Origin of the sequence: Bradyrhizobium sp. SZCCHNS1022 (assembly GCF_032484835.1) — a bacterium.
Taxonomy (GTDB): Bacteria; Pseudomonadota; Alphaproteobacteria; order Rhizobiales; family Xanthobacteraceae; genus Bradyrhizobium.
The window spans coordinates 317,172-333,248 of sequence record NZ_JAUETT010000007.1 but is presented as its reverse complement, the minus strand read 5'-3'; the positions used below and the strand labels follow the sequence as shown (position 1 = coordinate 333,248).

Genomic DNA, 16,077 nt, shown 5'->3' with positions numbered 1-16,077 from the left:
CGATAAAGCGATCACGGAATGTGTATTTAAGTTAACAAATCGCGACCACCACCCTTATGGCCTCCAACCCGATGTCGGCAATGACTCTGTCTGTCAGTGAACTTCCCCACGGCGATCTCTGGGTCTTCGGCTACGGCTCGCTGATGTGGCGTCCGGGATTCGACTTTATCGAGCAGGTTCCGGCGCGCCTGATCGGGGAGCACCGCGCGCTCTGTGTGTACTCCTTCGTCCATCGTGGCACACCAGAGAAGCCCGGACTGGTGCTCGGGCTTGATCGCGGCGGCGCCTGCCGCGGGATCGCGTTTCGGGTTGCGGAACAGAACCGAGCGGCGGTGGTCGCCTATTTGCGCGCGCGCGAGCAGGTCACGTCCGTCTATCGCGAGGTGATGCGATCGGTGTGGCTGGAGGACGAGGCGCGCCAGCGGGTCAGCGCCCTCACCTATGTGGTCGATCGCGGTCATGTGCAATATGCCGGCCGACTGTCGTTGACCGAGCAGCTGAGCCATGTGAGCCAGGGCCACGGCCAGTCCGGCGCCAATCGCGACTACGTGCTCTCGACGGTGAAAGCAATCGAAGCCCAGGGGTTTCGCGACGCGCAGCTGCACCGGCTGGCGCTGATGCTGCACGGCGAGGGCCATGCGCTGCATTCGGTAGCAGACGACGGAACATAGCCTCAGGCCTTCGCCGCCTGTGGCACACGGCCGAACAGCTGCGCCTGCTCAGCCTGACCGGCGGCGACGAGGCGATCGGTCGCATCCTCGATCGTGGCCTGCATACGCGACAGAAATTCATCCCGCGGCAGGCCCGGCGGCAGCGGATCAAGGAACTCGACGACGAGCGTGCCGGGATAGCGCATGAAGGAATTGCGCGGCCAGAACAGGCCGGAGTTGAGCGCGACCGGCAGGCAGGGCACGCCGCAATCGACATAGATCAGGCCGACGCCGGGCTTGTAGTGCGGCGGCGCGCCCGGAGGCCTGCGCGTGCCTTCCGGAAAGATCACGAACTGGCGGCCGCGCTTCACCTCTTCCGATGCGCGGCGCACGATCTTCATCAAGGCGCGCGTGCCGGCGCTGCGGTCGATCGCGACCATATCGGCCTTGATCAGGAAAAGGCCGAAAATCGGAATGCGCCTGAGCTCGCGCTTCAGCACGAAGAACGGCTCGTCGAAGAAGTGCAACAGCGAGATGGTCTCCCACATCGACTGGTGTTTGGCGGCGACGATCAATGGCCCCTTCGGAATCTTTTCGACGCCGCGATATTCGACCCTGATGTTGCAGATGAAGCGCATCAACAGAATGTTGGTCTGCGCCCACCAATTGGCGACCCGTAGCAACGCTTTCCGGGACATCAGAAGCGTCGGCAGCGCGACCAGCGCCCAGAAGACGAACACCGGATAGAACAGGATGTTGAACAGCAGCGAGCGCAGAAAGATCGAAACCATCGCGGATCCTGTTCAATTGGCCTGGGCCGTCGCCGGACGCCGGGATAGCGCGCCGCTCGGCGGCTCTGCCTCCGGCATGAGATCGAGGCCGAAATCGGCCAGACGTACCCTGAGCTCGGCGGCAACATATTTCGCATATTCGGAGAAGAGCAGCCGCAGGGTCGGGCCGCTGGTCCACCACGGCTCGTCCCGCCACCGCTCACCGACCACGGCATAGGGAATGAGATCGATGTCCGGCATCGCGTGCGAGAGCTCCACGATGGCGCGGGGCATGTGATAATTCGAGGTCACCACAATCAGCGACTTGAAGCCGCGCTCATGCGCCCAGCGCCGGGTCTGCGCAGCATTGCTGCGGGTATTGACCGCGGAATAATCCAGATCGACGCAGCAGGCAATGAAGGACCGCGCCTCCGGCAGCGAGCGCGAGATGTCGTTGGCATCGTTGGTCGGATGCACGCCCGAGATCAACAGCCGCCTGCCATAGCCGCCGGCCAGGAGCTCGACGGCGTCGGACACGCGCGACGAACCGCCGGTGAGGACCACGATGCCGTCGGCCTGGCGCTCCGGCTTGATCTCGGCGCCGCGCAATTGCGAAAGGAAACCGACGAAACCGAACGCGGCCACCAGGAAGCCGAGCGCCAGCACGACCCCCATCCCCGCCACAGCGCAGCCTGCCACCCGATAGCGGGGAGGCTTGGGGCGCATATCGTCGGTCTCAGGCACCATGCGACGTCTGGCAATCCTCTCTTCAAGCGCCGCGACGTCCATTCCGCCGCGCGGCCCTCTGCCCGATGCAGGTGAGCACAGGCGCGATTTGCATCTCCGGCGCAGACGATTTTAAGCAGTTTTCGGTTCAAGTGAAATCCGCCAGCGGGAACTCCGTCCCCGATCAGTCGATACTTGCGAGCGTTGTGAACAGGGTTCGACGTGCGGCCCAGCCGGTGACCGCCGCGATCACCACCGCCTGCACCGCGATCACGACATAGCCGAGCGGCCGCAGCGAAAAGGTGCCCAGCAATGCCGCGAACTGGTCGCCGACCGGCGTGCCCGAGAACCAGTTGGCAATCGACTCGGAGAAACCGAAGCCGAGCATGGCAATGCCGCCGCCGATCACGCCGCCCTCGAGACCGAGTTGCAGGAAATGGCGCAGGAAATGATTGGCAATGTAGCGGTCGCCCGCACCGACGAAATGCAGCACCTCCACGATCGGCCGATTCGCGGACATGGCGCCGCGCGTTGCGAAGGATACCGAGATGAAGGTCGCGACAATGACCAGCACGAGAATGCCGACGCCTGCGAGCAGAGTGGCACCGGTCATGGACCGCATCCGGTCGATCCAGGCGCGGTGATCGTCGACGCTGGCATTCGGCGCGATCGCGGTCACGCGGTCGCGCAGCCCGGCAAGGTCGAACGCCGTGCCGGGCTGAACCCGCGCGATGATCACGCGCGGGACCGGCAGTTCGTCGAAAGAAAGGCCGCTGCCGAGCCAAGGCTCCAGCAGCTTGCCGGATTCCTCCTTGGTGAACGGTTTCACCTCGACGATGCCCGGCTGCGCCTTCATCGCCTCCGCCACCGCCGCGGTGTCACGCTCGAGATCGCGGCCGGTCTTGGGGCGCACCTGCACGGTGATCTCGCTCGCAACCTCCGACTGCCATTCGGCGGCCGATTCGCTGATCAGCATCACCGTTCCGGTCGTGATGGAGGCGAGGAAGGTCATGATGGCCACCACCGCCACCAATGCGCGGCCGGCGATCGACGCCCGCGGCACGATGGGAGATACGATGCGCGCCTGCGCCGGCAGTTGCGGGCGGTCGTCGCCAAGGTCGACCAGAAGGCCGCGATCGTCCACGCTACTCATAGATGTGCAGCCGTCCCTGATGCAGCACCAGCCGGCGGGCCTCATACTGGTCCATCAGCGTGATGTCGTGGGTTGCAATGATAACCGCAGTCCCCGATCGGTTGAGCTCGATGAAGAGCCGCAATAGCCGGCGGCCCAAAGTCGGATCGACGTTGCCGGTCGGCTCGTCCGCCAGCAGAAGCTGCGGCCGCGAGATCACGGCGCGCGCGATCGCCGCACGCTGCTTCTCACCACCAGACAGAATGGGCGGAAGTGCGTCCATGCGCTCGCCCAGGCCCACCCATTTCAGGAGATCGATGACTTCCTTGCGGTAGCTCGACTCCTCGCGCCCAATGACACGGAACGGCAGCGCCACGTTTTCATAGGTCGTCATGTGATCGAGCAGGCGGAAATCCTGCAGCACAATGCCGATCCGCTTGCGCAAATCGGCGATCTCGTCCTTGCCGAGCAGCGAGACATCATAACCGAACAGATTGACCAATCCCCGGGTCGGCCGCAGGGACAGGAACAACAGCTTCAAGAGCGAGGTCTTGCCGGCGCCGGATGGTCCGGTCAGGAACTGGAAGGAATGCGCCGGAATCTGGAAGCTGAGGTCGCGGAGAATCTCCGGCCCAAGTCCATAGCGCAGTCCGACATTTTCGAACCGAACCAAGCGTCAGCTCCGTCCGAGGGCGTGCTCGCACAACTCGCGCGCAAGCAGACTTTTGGCAGCGTCAATCAATATGGCTCTCGTTATGGTTTCCGGTTCGTTAACGGTCACCTTGTACCATCCCGGCGGGTTGAGGTTCCGAAGTTCGTCATGCTGCCCTTCTGGTGTTCCAGGCGCGACTTTGCACTCCCTTTTTGGGGCGTTTGCGAATGTCCGCGCCATTGGAACACCAGATAACACATTGATGCCAGTGAAGCTTTGGATTCGACGTTCGCAACCGATTCTCACCCGTCGGGGCCGAACACGAAATCCACGTCCCTGGCCGCGAACTTCCGGACAGAGCGGTTAAGGCCGCTGGTTGGAGACAGGCTGGATGTTCATCGTTTGCCCTCATTGTACGACATCTTACGCCATCGATCTGGCAACATTGGGCGCAAGCGGCCGGACCGTCCGCTGCTCCCGCTGCAAGGAGGTCTGGCTGGCGCATCCTGAAGACGCTGTGGAGGCTCCCGCCCCCATCCCAGCCATGGCGGAAGACAGCCATTCCGGCGGCCTTCCCGATGAGACCGATTGGGAGACACTCGCCCGCAGCGATGCGGACGACCATCCTCCCATTGTCGCAAGCCCGTCCATCGCCGCCGACTGGCCGGAGGAAAGCGCCGCTGCCGGTACCGACTGGCCGACCACGGAGGCTGACGCCGAGACGGAGAACGATGGCAGGCGTCGGCCCTGGTTTCGCAGGGTCCTGAAGAAGCCAAGCTTCGCCGAGACGGGCGGCAAACCAGGCTTCAACCTGCCGGCGCTCACGCTCGCCATGGGCGCCCTTGTCATCGCGCTCGTCGTCTGGCGCGCCGACGTGGTGCGGCTGATGCCGCAGACCGCGGCGTTCTACAGGCTGGTCGGGCTGGATGTGAACCTTCGCGGCGCCATCTTCAAAGACCTGAAAGTCGTCACCGAGACGGTCGACGGCAAGCCGGTCCTGGTGATCGAAGGGGCCGTCGTCGCGACCGGCCGCAAGCCCGTCGATCTCCCCCGCCTGCGCTTCAGCGTCCGCGACGCCCAAGGCGCCGAAATCTACGCCTGGAATGCAGTGCTCGATCAAACCAGGCTCAAGCCCGGCGAGCGAGCGGCATTCAAGTCTCGGCTGGCTTCTCCGCCTCCCGAAGGGCGCAATATCGATATACGATTCTTCAACCGGCGCGATATTACCGCTGGAAATGCGTAGCAACGGATCTCGCGGGCCTCTCGCGAGAGCACGAGAGGAAAAGGCAAGATGATGTCGCGCGTGCTGATCGCCGACGACGAAGAGTCCATGCGGACCTTGGTTGCGCGGGCGATTGCAATGGATGGTCATGACACCGTCACGGCTCAGGACGGCGCCGAAGCGCTGGACATCCTCACGCGGGAAAATGGCGCGTTCGATCTCCTGCTCACCGACATCCAGATGCCGGTCATGGATGGAATTGCGCTGGCGCTGTCGGCGGCGCGCGATTTCCCGAACCTCACGATCCTTCTGATGACCGGCTTTGCACATCAGCGCGAGCGCGCCTCCAACCTGAGCGCGATCGCGCATGACGTGATCACCAAACCGTTCTCCGTGGCCGACATCCGCACCGCGGTGGCGGACGCGCTGGCCGCGAAGAGAGCGTGATTGCAAACTTTGGAAACGCTCGTCATGCACGTCCGCCTCCTCGGGGGCGTTGCGAGAGCAAGCGACCTCTCCGCAGAAGCGCAGACGGCGTAGGCGAAAAGCGATCCAGGAAGCCGTAAAGACTCTGGATTGCTTCGGCACATGCGCGCCTCGGAATGACGGAGACATACATCCTCGCTCTCGCGGCGCGATTTGCACCCGAGCTATGCATCTGCTTCACCCTCGAAGGCCGAGGGCGCAGGGAATGCCGGGCTGCTGGCCGCAACCCATGGCCCGCCTGCAAAAGAAAAAGCAGGCGGCAGTCACCACAGGTACAGCCGAACATCCGGCATTCCCTGCGCGATGGTGTTAACGATTATTTCGCGCTCTCCTCGGTGTGCCGGGCTTGTTAGCCACCGTCGTCAGCAGGATCATCACCTGCGGACTTAGCGCCAGCGTCGGGGCGCCAGGACCACGCGACTTCACGTCCGCAAGAGTATCGCTCGTCCGCATCTCCAAAGGACATGCTCCGACATCTCGCGGCCATCGCATCCCCACCTCACGTGTCGTGACGATCGGCCGAAACGTCCCTCTGCTCGAGGCGGGATGCGCAGATGATCGTTCCGATTTGCCCGACACGGCAAGCGCACAAAGCTGCGGCCGATTGGCACGACGGGCATTTTGCGCATGACGTCATGCGCAAATTGCCCGTCGGGTCGAGACGCCCGGAGGGCCGTGAGCTGATTCTAGACGAGCTCCGACCGGCCCCCGCGAGCAGCAGAGGTTTGTCCAGCCCAAGGAGGAGTCACTCGATGAAGAAGCTGCCATTCGCGCTCGCGGCGTTTCTGTCGGCTCTGCCGTCATTCGGCCATGCGCAAGGCCATATGGGAACGCCGCAGGAGCAGAAGGCCTGCTCACGCGATGCGCGGCGCTTTTGTCGACACCAGCTCGGCGACGACAATGCGGTCGAGCAGTGCCTGATGCAGAACCGCAGCAGGCTGAGCAGGAGCTGTTCCTCCGTTTTCCAGAGTCACGGGATGTAGCTCACTGTGTGCCAGCGATCGAGCCATCGATCGCAAGGCCTGTGCGGCTGTTGAAGCGCCGCACAGACCGCAATTGACAAGGATCTTCTGACGAGGATCTTCGGTGCGCTGCGGAGCGAGCGCCTACCGGAACGCACGCCGGGTTCGAAGTTGCCTTTGGCAACCTCTCGGAGCCAGCCTCAAGCCGTGAAGTAACCCGGCTGGCTAATGTCGGCGATCAAACCGATCCCCGTCGGGGACCAGCCCAACCGCTGCTGCGTCAAAGCGCTGGAAGCGGGCATATCCAAACCGGCGAACATCGCCAGTGGCCCGTAATAATCGCCCGCCTCCTCTTTCTTGATCGAAACGACCGGCACATTCAGCGCGCGCCCGACCACTTCGATCATCTCGCGCATGGGGACGCCTTCCTCGCCGACGGCGTGGTAGATTCCGTCGACTGCGCCCTTTTCCAATGCAAGTCGGTATAGGCGGGCGACATCCAGCCTGTGCCCCGCAGGCCAGCGCTCCGCGCCTTCGCCGACATAGGCCGCGGCGCCTTTTTGCCGCGCGAGCTCGACCAGATAACTGATCAACCCGGCCTTTCCGGGAGCGCCATGCACTTGCGGCAGGCGTATTGCCATTGCACGCACGCCACGCGACGCATAGGCCAAACCGGCCTGCTCCGACATGCGCGGAACATGCGGGCTGGCCTCGCGCCGCATATCTTCAGTGACCACCACACCTGGTGCGACGAGCCCCGTTCCCGAGGTGACGATGAAAGGCTTGTTCGTGCCGACCAGCACATCGCCCATTGCTTCGATGGCGGCCTTGTCGATCGCACCATTCTCCGCGAATTTCGTGAAATCGTGGATGAAGGCCAGATGGATCACGCCGTCCGCCTCCCTCGCACCGCGCTTCAGGCTTTCGAGGTCCTGCAGCGAACCGCGATGAACGTCTGCGCCTAATTGCTTCAACGTCCTGACATTCTCATCCGAGCGTGCGAGGCCGGCGACCTGATGCCCGTTTGCGATGAGTTCCTTTGTAGTTTCGGTGCCGATAAAGCCCGCGGCGCCGGTGACGAATACCCGCATGAGAACGCTCCCTGTTCAGAACGCCGGGATACTGGTACGTTGCTCATTCAGGTAAAGTAGTGACATCATACTGGTATAATCGCTAACAGGATGACGGACGCGAACTCGCTCGGGACCTATCTTAAGGATCGCCGCGCCAAGCTCGATCCTACGGCATTCGGGTTTCCGCTGAAACGACGGCGCACGCCGGGACTTCGGCGCGAAGAAGTGGCGCAGCGCGCCAATGTCAGTGCCACCTGGTATACTTGGCTGGAACAAGGGCGCGGCGGCGCGCCCTCCGCAGACGTGCTGGATCGCATCGCTCGCGCCATGATGCTGACCGACGTGGAGCGCGAACATCTGTTTCTGCTCGGTCTTGGCCGGCCACCCGAAGTGCGTTATCGCGCGCCCGAGGGCATCTCTCCGCGTCTGCAACGCGTGCTCGACACGCTGGAATACAGTCCCGCCTTTGTGCGTACCGCAACCTGGGATGTGATCGCGTGGAACAGCGCTGCCGCAACGGTCCTGACCGACTACAGCACAGTGCCGGAAGGGCAGCGTAATGTCTTGCGCATGATGTTCCGCGACAGTCGCGTCCGCGCAGCGCAGCCCAACTGGCAAAGCGTTGCACGCTATGTGGTGGCGTCCTTCCGCGCGGATGTGGCGCGCGCCGGTGCAGCGCGCGACGTGCAATCGCTAGTCGATGAGCTCTGTACGACGAGCCCCGAATTCGCGGTGATGTGGCGTGACAACGATGTGCAAGGGTACGGCGATGGCGTGAAGGTCCTGCATCATCCCGTGGCCGGCCCGCTCTCGATGGAATTCTCCGCTTTCGCCGTCGATGGCCGGCCCGACCTCAACATGGTGATCTTCAATCCTGCAACGCCCGCCGATGCGGACAAGATCCGGGCGCTTCTGAATGCTCTTCCGAAGTAGGTGAGAGACGCCCCCGGTGCGCGCGTCGCCGCCGACCGAATCTCCGGACCAAACGATCCGGACCAACGATCCAGACTTGGCGCTGTCGCGATCGACTTCGAGCAGGCGAAATACTGGACGGATCCGGCGCCGGTTATGACTTATGCGTGGGCTTATGTCAGGGCACGCGTGCTCGCGACGACCAAGCCCCGAAGAGGTGGCCGATACCGGCTCAGTACGGCTTGAGATCATGATGCGATTAGAAGGAATCGCATCATGATCTCATGTCTTTGATTGAGCATGATCTCCGCGCAAACGCCTATGGCGTTTGTCGCGAGGAAAACCGGTTTCCACTTTTCCGGATCATGCTCTAGACCAGACCTCTCCGGCTTCATCGATACGTGATCAGGCCCGCAAAGCCTTCGTCCATATGGTCCTGGTGATGGCAATGGAAGAAAGTCGCGCCCGGATCATCGGCGATGAAATCCACTTCGGCGGTCGAAAAGCGTGGCAGGCTGATGGTGTCCTTGATAACGCCTGACGTCGACTTGTCGCCGACCTTGGTGATCTCGAACGAATGCCGGTGCAGATGCACCGGATGCTCGTCGCCGCTGTTGTTGTTGAGGAGCAGGCGGTAACGCCTGCCTTCGAGGACACTGAACAGAGGATTGGTGTCGGGCCAGGACTTGCCGTTGATGGTCCAGCGATTGTAGCCGCCCCGTCCGCCCGGAACCTTCTCGAATTTGAGGCCGATGGTCTCGTCAGCTGCCGCCGCCTCACTCTGGCGGCCGAAGAGGGTGTAGTCCCATTTGGATTTGGCAGGCGCCGACCAGGCGGGCTCGCCGCTACGATTGGCATATTCGACGACCACGCCCATGCCCATATTGCGGTCCTCGTCGTCCGTGGAGCCGAACACCCAGACGCCGGGATTGTTCATCTCCACGATGACATCGGCCCGCTCGGCGACATCGAGTTTCAGCACGTCGACGGTCGCGGGCGTCGGCACGGGATTGCCGTCGAGCGCAAGTACCTTGAACCTGTGTCCCGGCAGCGCGAGCGAGATGCCCATGTTGCCGCTCGCATTGAGCAGCCGAAACAGCACGCGCTCGCCCTCACGCACCCGGATCGGCTCGCCATGGCCGAGCGTCCGCTCGCCCAGCGTAGCCGCGCGATACATGACTTCGAGGCCGTTGTCCGGCGGCGGTCCCTTCTTGATGTCCTGCAGACTGACCCAGTGGCCCTCCCAATGATGCGCGGCGAGCAGCACCTCGCGATCGTAACTTCCGGGATCGCTGGCAGCAGGCTCCACGATCAGAAAGCCGAACTCGCCGGAATAGGTGCTCTTGTTCAGATCGGTCATCGCCATGGCATGGCTGTGATACCAGCGCGTGCCGGACGGCTTCGGCGTGTAGGAATAGGTCAGCGTCTTGCCGGGTTCGATGATCGGCGAGCCTTCCTCCGTCGCCCCGTCCTGAGACGAGGGGATCATCAGGCCATGCGAATGGACCAGATTGGGATAGCCGGAATTGTTAGTAACCTCGATCCGGACCGGCCGCCCTTCCTTGAGGCGCAGTACAGGGCCAGGCACCGTCCCATTATATGCCGTGGTCCTGATCACCTTGCCGGGCGCGATCTCGAGCGAGAGCGGCGCGATCGTGATCCTGTAATCGGCGGCCTCATCCGGCGCCGTCTGAGCACGAAGGAAAGGCATGGTCCAGGCTGTCGCCACGGACACTGCGCCGGCCTGCGCGCCACGAAGCAGCGCTCTCCGGCTGAGGAGCGGCTGTATCCGGCGTCTCCCGTCGTCTCGATCATACGTCGTCATCGCCTGCTCCGCTCGAATTCGACAGTCGCACGCAATGATCTGATGCGCCAAGAAGCCGGGCAAAGGGGCCGCCGGCCACAAAACAATTTGATGCCGAACGAGCAGCTTTATCGGGAACCGATAATGAATAGAGTGACGGCGCTGCATTCGTGGAGATCCGTATGAAGACCGAAGGAGCCATCGTCGAGGCCGAGCCGGCAGCCGAGGCGCGAGACGATGGTCCCCGATCGGCGGCGGAGGTGCTCCTCATCTTCCTCAAGCTCGGGCTGACCTGTTTCGGCGGGCCGATCGCGCATATCGGCTACTTCCGCGATGAGTTCGTCGTGCGCCGGAGGTGGATCGACGAACATGCCTTCGCCGATCTGGTCGGGCTCTGCCAGTTCCTTCCGGGACCGGCCAGTAGCCAAGTCGGATTTTCGATCGGGCTGATGCGGGCCGGATATCTCGGCGCGCTCGCCGCATGGACCGGCTTCACGCTGCCGTCCGCCGCGGCGCTGATCCTGTTTGCCTACGGGGCCGGAGCGCTCACCGGACCGGTCGGGACCGGATTGCTGCACGGCCTCAAGCTCACGGCGGTGGCGATCGTGGCGCAGGCGGTGTGGGGCATGGCGCGCACCCTTTGTCCGGATCGCGAGCGCGCATCGATCGCGGTGGCGGCCGCGCTGATCATCCTGTTCAGCGCGTCATCGCCGGCGCAGATCGGCGCAATCCTGCTGGGCGGGATTGCCGGGCTTTGGCTCTGCCGCAGCGGGGCGGCCGCGCCGTCCGGACCTATCGAGATGCCGGTGTCGCGCACCGCGGGCGTCGCCGCGCTGGCCGCGTTCTTCCTGCTGCTGATCGGGCTTCCGCTGCTGCATCATCTGACCGGATCGTCCGGCGTGGCCTTGTTTGAAGCCTTCTACCGATCCGGCGCGCTGGTGTTCGGCGGCGGGCACGTGGTCCTGCCGCTGCTGCGCGAGGCCTTCGTCACGCCGGGCTGGCTGAACGACGATGCGTTTCTTGCCGGCTATGGCGCGGCCCAGGCGGTGCCGGGGCCGCTCTTCACTTTCGCGGCGTATCTCGGAACGGTGGTCGCTCCGGAGCCGCACGGACTGGCGGGGGCAGCGTTAGGACTCGTCGGCATCTTTCTGCCCGGAATCCTGATCCTGCTCGGCGTCCTGCCGTTCTGGGATTCGTTCCGCAGACGCTCCGGCGCGCAGGCGATGATGCGCGGCGTCAACGCCGCCGTGGTCGGCGTTCTGGGCGCGGCGCTCTACAGTCCGGTCTGGACCAGCACTGTCCAAGGCCCGCGGGATGTCGGCGTGGCGCTGGTCGGCTTCGTGCTGCTCACCATCTGGCGCGCGCCGCCGCTCATCGTCGTCGCGATCAGCGCGCTTGCTGGCGTCCTGCTCGCCGCGGCGGCTTCGTAGATCAGGATACAGTCGCCTTCTGGCGTGTCGTCTCTGGCGGGGAGACGTCGAACCGCGCGTAGCGCAACGCAAGCGGCGGCAGTACCAGCAGGTTCAGCGCCATCGAGGTCACGAGTCCGCCGACAATGACGATCGCCATCGGCCCTTCGATTTCACGGCCGGGCTCGCCGGCACCGAGCGCCAGCGGCAGCAGGCCGAGGCCCGTCACGAGCGAGGTCATCAGGATCGGAACGAGGCGATCGGCCGCGCCCTCGATCGCCGTCTCGGCTCCCCACGCGCGGCGTTCGACCGTGACCAGATGCTCATAATGCGAGATCATCAGGATCGAGTTGCGGAGCGTGATCCCAAACAGAGTGACGAACCCGACCATCGAGCCGAGGGACAATAAGCTGCCCGTGAGTGCAACCGCGAACACTCCGCCGACGAAGGCAAACGGCAGATTGACGAGGACGAGCACCAGGTTGCGCCAGTGGCCCGTGACGAACGACAGCAGAAGGACGATGCCCACCGCCACCAGCAACGAATTGACCAGAAGATCGCGCCGCGACCGAGCCTGCGCCTCGGCCGCTCCCGCGAACTCGACATGGGCGCCGGGCGGAAGCTTGACGTCGCTGGCGATCTTTCGCCTTGCATCGGCGACGAAGGATTCCAGGTCGCGCCCGCTGACACCAGCGGTGACGGTTTGAACGCGCTGCCCATCGCGATGGAGGACCTGATAACGGCCGGAGGTCCCGTAGACGTCCGCGATCTGCCTCAGCAGAACATAAGCGCCGCTCGGTGTCCGCACCGGCATGTCGCCGATCTGAGACAGGCGGGCGTTCGCACGCGTGTCCATCTTGACGATCACGTTGAAGACCGTGTTGCCTTCATAGGCCTGACCGACGACGTCCCCCTGATACGCCGTCCGGATCAACTCCAGCACATCGACCGCGTCGAGTCCCCATCGCTGCAGATCGGTCGGGCGGAGCGTCACATCGACCTGCGGCATTCCCGGCGGAGCCTGCTGCTGAACCTCGATCGCGCCCCGAACTTCGCCGAGCTCACGTGCAACGTCGCGCGCGGCGCGCTGCAGCGAATCGAGATCGGGACCAAAGACGTTCACGACCACTGCCGCGGTGAAGCCGGACACCGTTTCTTCGATCCGCTCGGTCAAATAGGTCTTGATCGAAAAGACGACGCCGGGGAAATCGGCCAACGCTGCGCGAATGCGCTTCTCCGTTGTTTCCTGGTCCGCCCCGGAAAGCTCGGGCTGGAAGTCGATCTCGAACTCGCTGGAGTGCGGACCGACGGTGTCGATGCCGGCCTCGGCACGTCCGACATGCTGGGCCACGCTGCGCACGCCCGGCACGGTTCGAAGCGCAGAAGTGATCAGCTTGCCGATGCGCAGCGATTCATCGAGCGATGTCCCGGGAAACGCCGATACGTGCAGGATCAGATGGCCTTCCTTCAGATCGGGCAGGAAGGTGCCGCCAAAGAACGGCAACATCCCAGCTCCCAGCATCGTGAGAAGCACCGCGGTCGCGACGACCAGCCGAGGAAACCTCCCGATCCGCCAGAGCAGGCTTTCATAGTGACGGCGTGACCAGCGCACCAAGGGCGGAGGTCTGTACTTTCGATTGCCAGCCGCCTTTCCGGCCAGCAGCACCATGGACAGGGCCGGCGTGACGGTGAGCGCGACAATGAGCGAGGCCGCCACGGCGAGGATATAAGCGATGCCGAGAGGCCCGAACAGGCGGCCGGCGACGCCCGGAAGGACCAGGATCGGCACGAAGACCAGGAGCGCCGCAAAGGTCGCGTAGACCACGGAGGAGCGGACCTCGAGCATGGCGCCGAGCACGACTTGCGTCTCGGCGCGAGGTGCCGCGGAATGGCGGTTCTCGCGCAAGCGCCGCACCACATTCTCGACGCCGATCACGGCATCGTCGACCACTTCGCCGATGGCGATGGCAAGCCCACCGAGCGTCATCGTATTGAGACTTTCGCCCATCCACTCCAGGGCAAGCACGGCGGCGAGCAGCGATAGCGGAATCGCGGTGCAACTGATGACGGAGGTGCGCCAATCGAACAGGAACAGCAGCAGCACGACGATCACCAGCGCGCCGCCGATCAGCAGCGCGTACAGGACGTTGCTGGTCGCCGCATCGATGAAACTCGCGGGGCGAAACAGGTCGGCATGAAGCTGGACCGCTTCGGCCTCCAGCGCCGGCCGCAAGTCCGTCAGCGCCGCCTCGACCCGCGTCGCGACCTCGCGCGTGTTGGCGCCATATTGCTGACTGATCATCAGCATGATTCCGGGCCGGCCGTTGATCAGCGCGGCGCCGATCGGCGGCTCGGGTGCGGTCGCAACGGTGGCGACATCGCCCAGCACCACGCTGGCGCCGTCATGGTGGAACAGAACCGTGCGCGCGAGCTGCTCGGCCGTCAGCGATTGGCCCTGCGTCTGCAGGACGACGCGCTGATTGGCCGTGTCGACAAACCCGGCGCCGCGGACTCCCGTGGCTTTCCGCGCCGCGGCCAGAACGTCGTTCATGCCGACCTTGAAGCGGACCAGATCATCGGGTCGGACCTGCACTTGCAGCGATCTCGTGTCCCCGCCGTAAGTCGATATTTGCGCGACGCCAGGCACCGCCAGCAGCCGTCTTCCGACCGTCCAGTCCGCAAGCGTGCGCAAATCCATCAGCGAGCGGCGATCGGAGGTCAGGCCGATCACAAGCACGGTCCCGGCCGACGACGTCAGCGGCGTCATGGACGGAGGCTGCACGCCTTGCGGAAGGCGGCTCGCCAGGACCGCGAGGCGCTCGGCAACCAGTTGGCGCGCCCGGTAGATGTCGCTGCCCGGCTGAAAGATCACCGTGAGGACCGACAATCCCTGAATCGAGGACGACCGCATGCTCTCGATGCCGGGCAGGCCGATGATCGATGTTTCGACCGGCTGGGTGACGAGCACCTCGACCTGCTCCGGGCCGAGGCCCGGCGCTTCGGTCTGGACCGAAACCTGCGGCGGGGCGAATTCGGGAAACACCCCGTAGCTCGCATTCCCCAGTGCGAACACGCCGTAACCCGCGACGGCGCATGCCAGCGCGAGCACGATCCCGCGGAAGCGGATGGCGAAGGAGACCAACGCCGCCTGCGGCCCGGTCGGCGTCGGGCCGGGGTCGTCAATCATTGTCGTCGTCGCCCCGAAGCTCGCTCCTCGCCTCCTCCGACAATAGGACCTGCGCGCCTCGCATCACGATCTCGGAGCCGGGCGGAATGTCCTGCACGACGTAGTCGTCGTCGGACACAGGCTGATCCGTGCTGATCGGATGACGCTTGAAGCTGGTAGGCCCGGAGCGGAGATACACCCACGACCGGCCCTGCCATTGAACGATCGCGGTGTCCTCGACGAACACGCCTTGATAGGTCTTGCCCGAGGGGACATAGACCGTGGTGTTCATGCCCGGCAGCAAGCCGCTGTCGCCGGACGCCGCAAAAAAGTAGCTCAGTCCCTGGATCCGCGGGTCCGTTCGCGTCGCCGGGGAGATGTAGGAGAGATCGATGTTGGCGCTCCGCGTCGGCGCTTGCGCCAGTGCGACCTGCGGCTCGCCGGCGAGGACCACGCCCGGCGGCAAGGTGACCTGGACGAGAAACTGGTCGCGCTCGATCAAGCGCACCACCTCTTGGGAGCGCTCGACGATCCACTTTCCGATCACGGAGCCCCATTCCTGCCGCGCCGTCGCGGCGAGGGTCTTGACCTGCGATTCCGCGGCGGCCAGGGAGGCCTGATCGGTTCGGAACGTCCCCTCGGCAGTCTCGACGTCTTTCTTCGGCATCGCCGCGGACTGGACGAGGTTCTGGACCCGCTCAAGTGCGCTCTTCGCCACGTCGAGCTTGGCCTGGGCGGTCTGTAGCTGCGCCTGCGCGTTGGTGTAGCTGTTGGCCAGCTCGGTCACCCGGGCGACGTCCAGGACCGCGCCATAGGCTCGGAATTGCTCGGGATGCGGCGCCGCCTCCAGGACGGCGGTCTGCAGTCCGATCTGCCGCTGCTGCGCGGCGGAAAGCGTCACGGTGCCGGGCGCAGCATGTCCGGCGGAAGATGACGCCGGACTGTCCGGACCGTCATCGCTCGCCTGCAACGGCGCAGCGGCCGCTGGGGCGGCGCCCCAGATCGGAGAACCCGCCGCCAGCATACAAACAGCAGCGGCGAGCACTCGCAGCAATCCGCCATCTCTGGGCAAGAGGACACCTGAAGCTTGTCAGTCCTCAACGATTATCGTCC

The 16,077-nt window shown here is 64.3% G+C and carries 14 protein-coding genes; 6 read left to right on the top strand and 8 right to left on the bottom strand.

The window, feature by feature from the left end; genetic code table 11:
* Positions 1–71 precede the first annotated feature (71 nt).
* Positions 72–671, top strand: a complete 600-nt coding sequence (locus QX071_RS31825) for a gamma-glutamylcyclotransferase (RefSeq protein WP_409977552.1) — start codon at positions 72–74, stop codon at positions 669–671.
* Between the two features lie 2 nt (positions 672–673).
* Here QX071_RS31825 and QX071_RS31820 read toward each other — a convergent pair whose 3' ends face one another.
* The 4 genes from QX071_RS31820 to ftsE all read right to left on the bottom strand — a co-directional run bounded on the left by QX071_RS31820 (position 674) and on the right by ftsE (position 3,951).
* Positions 674–1,441, bottom strand: a complete 768-nt coding sequence (locus tag QX071_RS31820; protein ID WP_315706411.1) for a lysophospholipid acyltransferase family protein — start codon at positions 1,439–1,441, stop codon at positions 674–676.
* A gap of 12 nt (positions 1,442–1,453) precedes the next feature.
* A complete protein-coding gene (locus tag QX071_RS31815) occupies positions 1,454–2,167 on the bottom strand; it encodes a YdcF family protein (RefSeq protein ID WP_315706412.1) in 714 nt (237 codons plus the stop codon).
* 163 nt (positions 2,168–2,330) lie between these two features.
* Positions 2,331–3,299: an ABC transporter permease gene (locus QX071_RS31810; RefSeq protein ID WP_315706413.1), complete on the bottom strand. Its 969-nt coding sequence runs from the start codon at positions 3,297–3,299 to the stop codon at positions 2,331–2,333.
* A complete protein-coding gene (gene ftsE / locus QX071_RS31805) occupies positions 3,292–3,951 on the bottom strand; it encodes a cell division ATP-binding protein FtsE (RefSeq protein ID WP_315706414.1) in 660 nt (219 codons plus the stop codon). Before ftsE ends, QX071_RS31810 begins: the two co-directional genes overlap by 8 nt.
* A gap of 370 nt (positions 3,952–4,321) precedes the next feature.
* Here ftsE and QX071_RS31800 point away from each other — a divergent pair, with 370 nt between their 5' ends.
* The 3 genes from QX071_RS31800 to QX071_RS31790 all read left to right on the top strand — a co-directional run bounded on the left by QX071_RS31800 (position 4,322) and on the right by QX071_RS31790 (position 6,621).
* The gene (locus QX071_RS31800) at positions 4,322–5,173 is read left to right on the top strand and encodes an MJ0042-type zinc finger domain-containing protein (protein ID WP_315706415.1); all 852 of its coding nucleotides are present in this window, start codon (positions 4,322–4,324) and stop codon (positions 5,171–5,173) included.
* A gap of 51 nt (positions 5,174–5,224) precedes the next feature.
* Positions 5,225–5,599: a response regulator gene (locus QX071_RS31795; RefSeq protein ID WP_315706520.1), complete on the top strand. Its 375-nt coding sequence runs from the start codon at positions 5,225–5,227 to the stop codon at positions 5,597–5,599.
* A gap of 791 nt (positions 5,600–6,390) precedes the next feature.
* The gene (locus tag QX071_RS31790) at positions 6,391–6,621 is read left to right on the top strand and encodes a cysteine rich repeat-containing protein (protein ID WP_315706416.1); all 231 of its coding nucleotides are present in this window, start codon (positions 6,391–6,393) and stop codon (positions 6,619–6,621) included.
* Positions 6,622–6,800: 179 nt separating this feature from the next.
* On the opposite strand, the gene QX071_RS31785 is transcribed toward QX071_RS31790, so the two are convergent.
* On the bottom strand, positions 6,801–7,691 hold the full coding sequence (locus QX071_RS31785) for an SDR family oxidoreductase (protein ID WP_315706417.1): 891 nt from the start codon (positions 7,689–7,691) through the stop codon (positions 6,801–6,803).
* 90 nt (positions 7,692–7,781) lie between these two features.
* Here QX071_RS31785 and QX071_RS31780 point away from each other — a divergent pair, with 90 nt between their 5' ends.
* A complete protein-coding gene (locus QX071_RS31780; protein WP_315706418.1) occupies positions 7,782–8,606 on the top strand; it encodes a helix-turn-helix transcriptional regulator in 825 nt (274 codons plus the stop codon).
* A gap of 370 nt (positions 8,607–8,976) precedes the next feature.
* On the opposite strand, the gene QX071_RS31775 is transcribed toward QX071_RS31780, so the two are convergent.
* Positions 8,977–10,296 (bottom strand): multicopper oxidase family protein, encoded by a 1,320-nt coding sequence (locus QX071_RS31775; RefSeq protein WP_315706419.1) that lies wholly within the window; start codon positions 10,294–10,296, stop codon positions 8,977–8,979.
* A gap of 275 nt (positions 10,297–10,571) precedes the next feature.
* Here QX071_RS31775 and chrA point away from each other — a divergent pair, with 275 nt between their 5' ends.
* Positions 10,572–11,819, top strand: a complete 1,248-nt coding sequence (gene chrA, locus QX071_RS31770) for a chromate efflux transporter (protein ID WP_315706420.1) — start codon at positions 10,572–10,574, stop codon at positions 11,817–11,819.
* A 1-nt stretch (position 11,820) separates the two neighbouring features.
* Here the strand turns inward: chrA and QX071_RS31765 are convergent, their stop codons facing one another.
* Both QX071_RS31765 and QX071_RS31760 read right to left on the bottom strand, forming a co-directional pair.
* Entirely contained in the window at positions 11,821–14,985 is a 3,165-nt protein-coding gene (locus QX071_RS31765; RefSeq protein WP_315706421.1) for an efflux RND transporter permease subunit, read from the bottom strand.
* Positions 14,978–16,015, bottom strand: coding sequence for an efflux RND transporter periplasmic adaptor subunit (locus tag QX071_RS31760; protein WP_315706521.1), 1,038 nt, complete (start codon positions 16,013–16,015; stop codon positions 14,978–14,980). The genes QX071_RS31765 and QX071_RS31760 overlap by 8 nt, the downstream gene beginning before the upstream one ends.
* Positions 16,016–16,077 lie beyond the last annotated feature (62 nt).

Coding starts and splice junctions, on each gene's coding strand:
- QX071_RS31825 (WP_409977552.1), top strand. CDS start 72: ATGTCGGCAATGACTCTGTCTGTCAGTGAACTTCCCCACGGCGATCTC.
- QX071_RS31820 (WP_315706411.1), bottom strand. CDS start 1,441: ATGGTTTCGATCTTTCTGCGCTCGCTGCTGTTCAACATCCTGTTCTAT.
- QX071_RS31775 (WP_315706419.1), bottom strand. CDS start 10,296: ATGCCTTTCCTTCGTGCTCAGACGGCGCCGGATGAGGCCGCCGATTAC.
- QX071_RS31800 (WP_315706415.1), top strand. CDS start 4,322: ATGTTCATCGTTTGCCCTCATTGTACGACATCTTACGCCATCGATCTG.
- QX071_RS31765 (WP_315706421.1), bottom strand. CDS start 14,985: ATGATTGACGACCCCGGCCCGACGCCGACCGGGCCGCAGGCGGCGTTG.
- QX071_RS31785 (WP_315706417.1), bottom strand. CDS start 7,691: ATGCGGGTATTCGTCACCGGCGCCGCGGGCTTTATCGGCACCGAAACT.
- QX071_RS31795 (WP_315706520.1), top strand. CDS start 5,225: ATGTCGCGCGTGCTGATCGCCGACGACGAAGAGTCCATGCGGACCTTG.
- QX071_RS31780 (WP_315706418.1), top strand. CDS start 7,782: ATGACGGACGCGAACTCGCTCGGGACCTATCTTAAGGATCGCCGCGCC.
- chrA (WP_315706420.1), top strand. CDS start 10,572: ATGAAGACCGAAGGAGCCATCGTCGAGGCCGAGCCGGCAGCCGAGGCG.
- QX071_RS31810 (WP_315706413.1), bottom strand. CDS start 3,299: ATGAGTAGCGTGGACGATCGCGGCCTTCTGGTCGACCTTGGCGACGAC.
- QX071_RS31790 (WP_315706416.1), top strand. CDS start 6,391: ATGAAGAAGCTGCCATTCGCGCTCGCGGCGTTTCTGTCGGCTCTGCCG.
- QX071_RS31815 (WP_315706412.1), bottom strand. CDS start 2,167: ATGGTGCCTGAGACCGACGATATGCGCCCCAAGCCTCCCCGCTATCGG.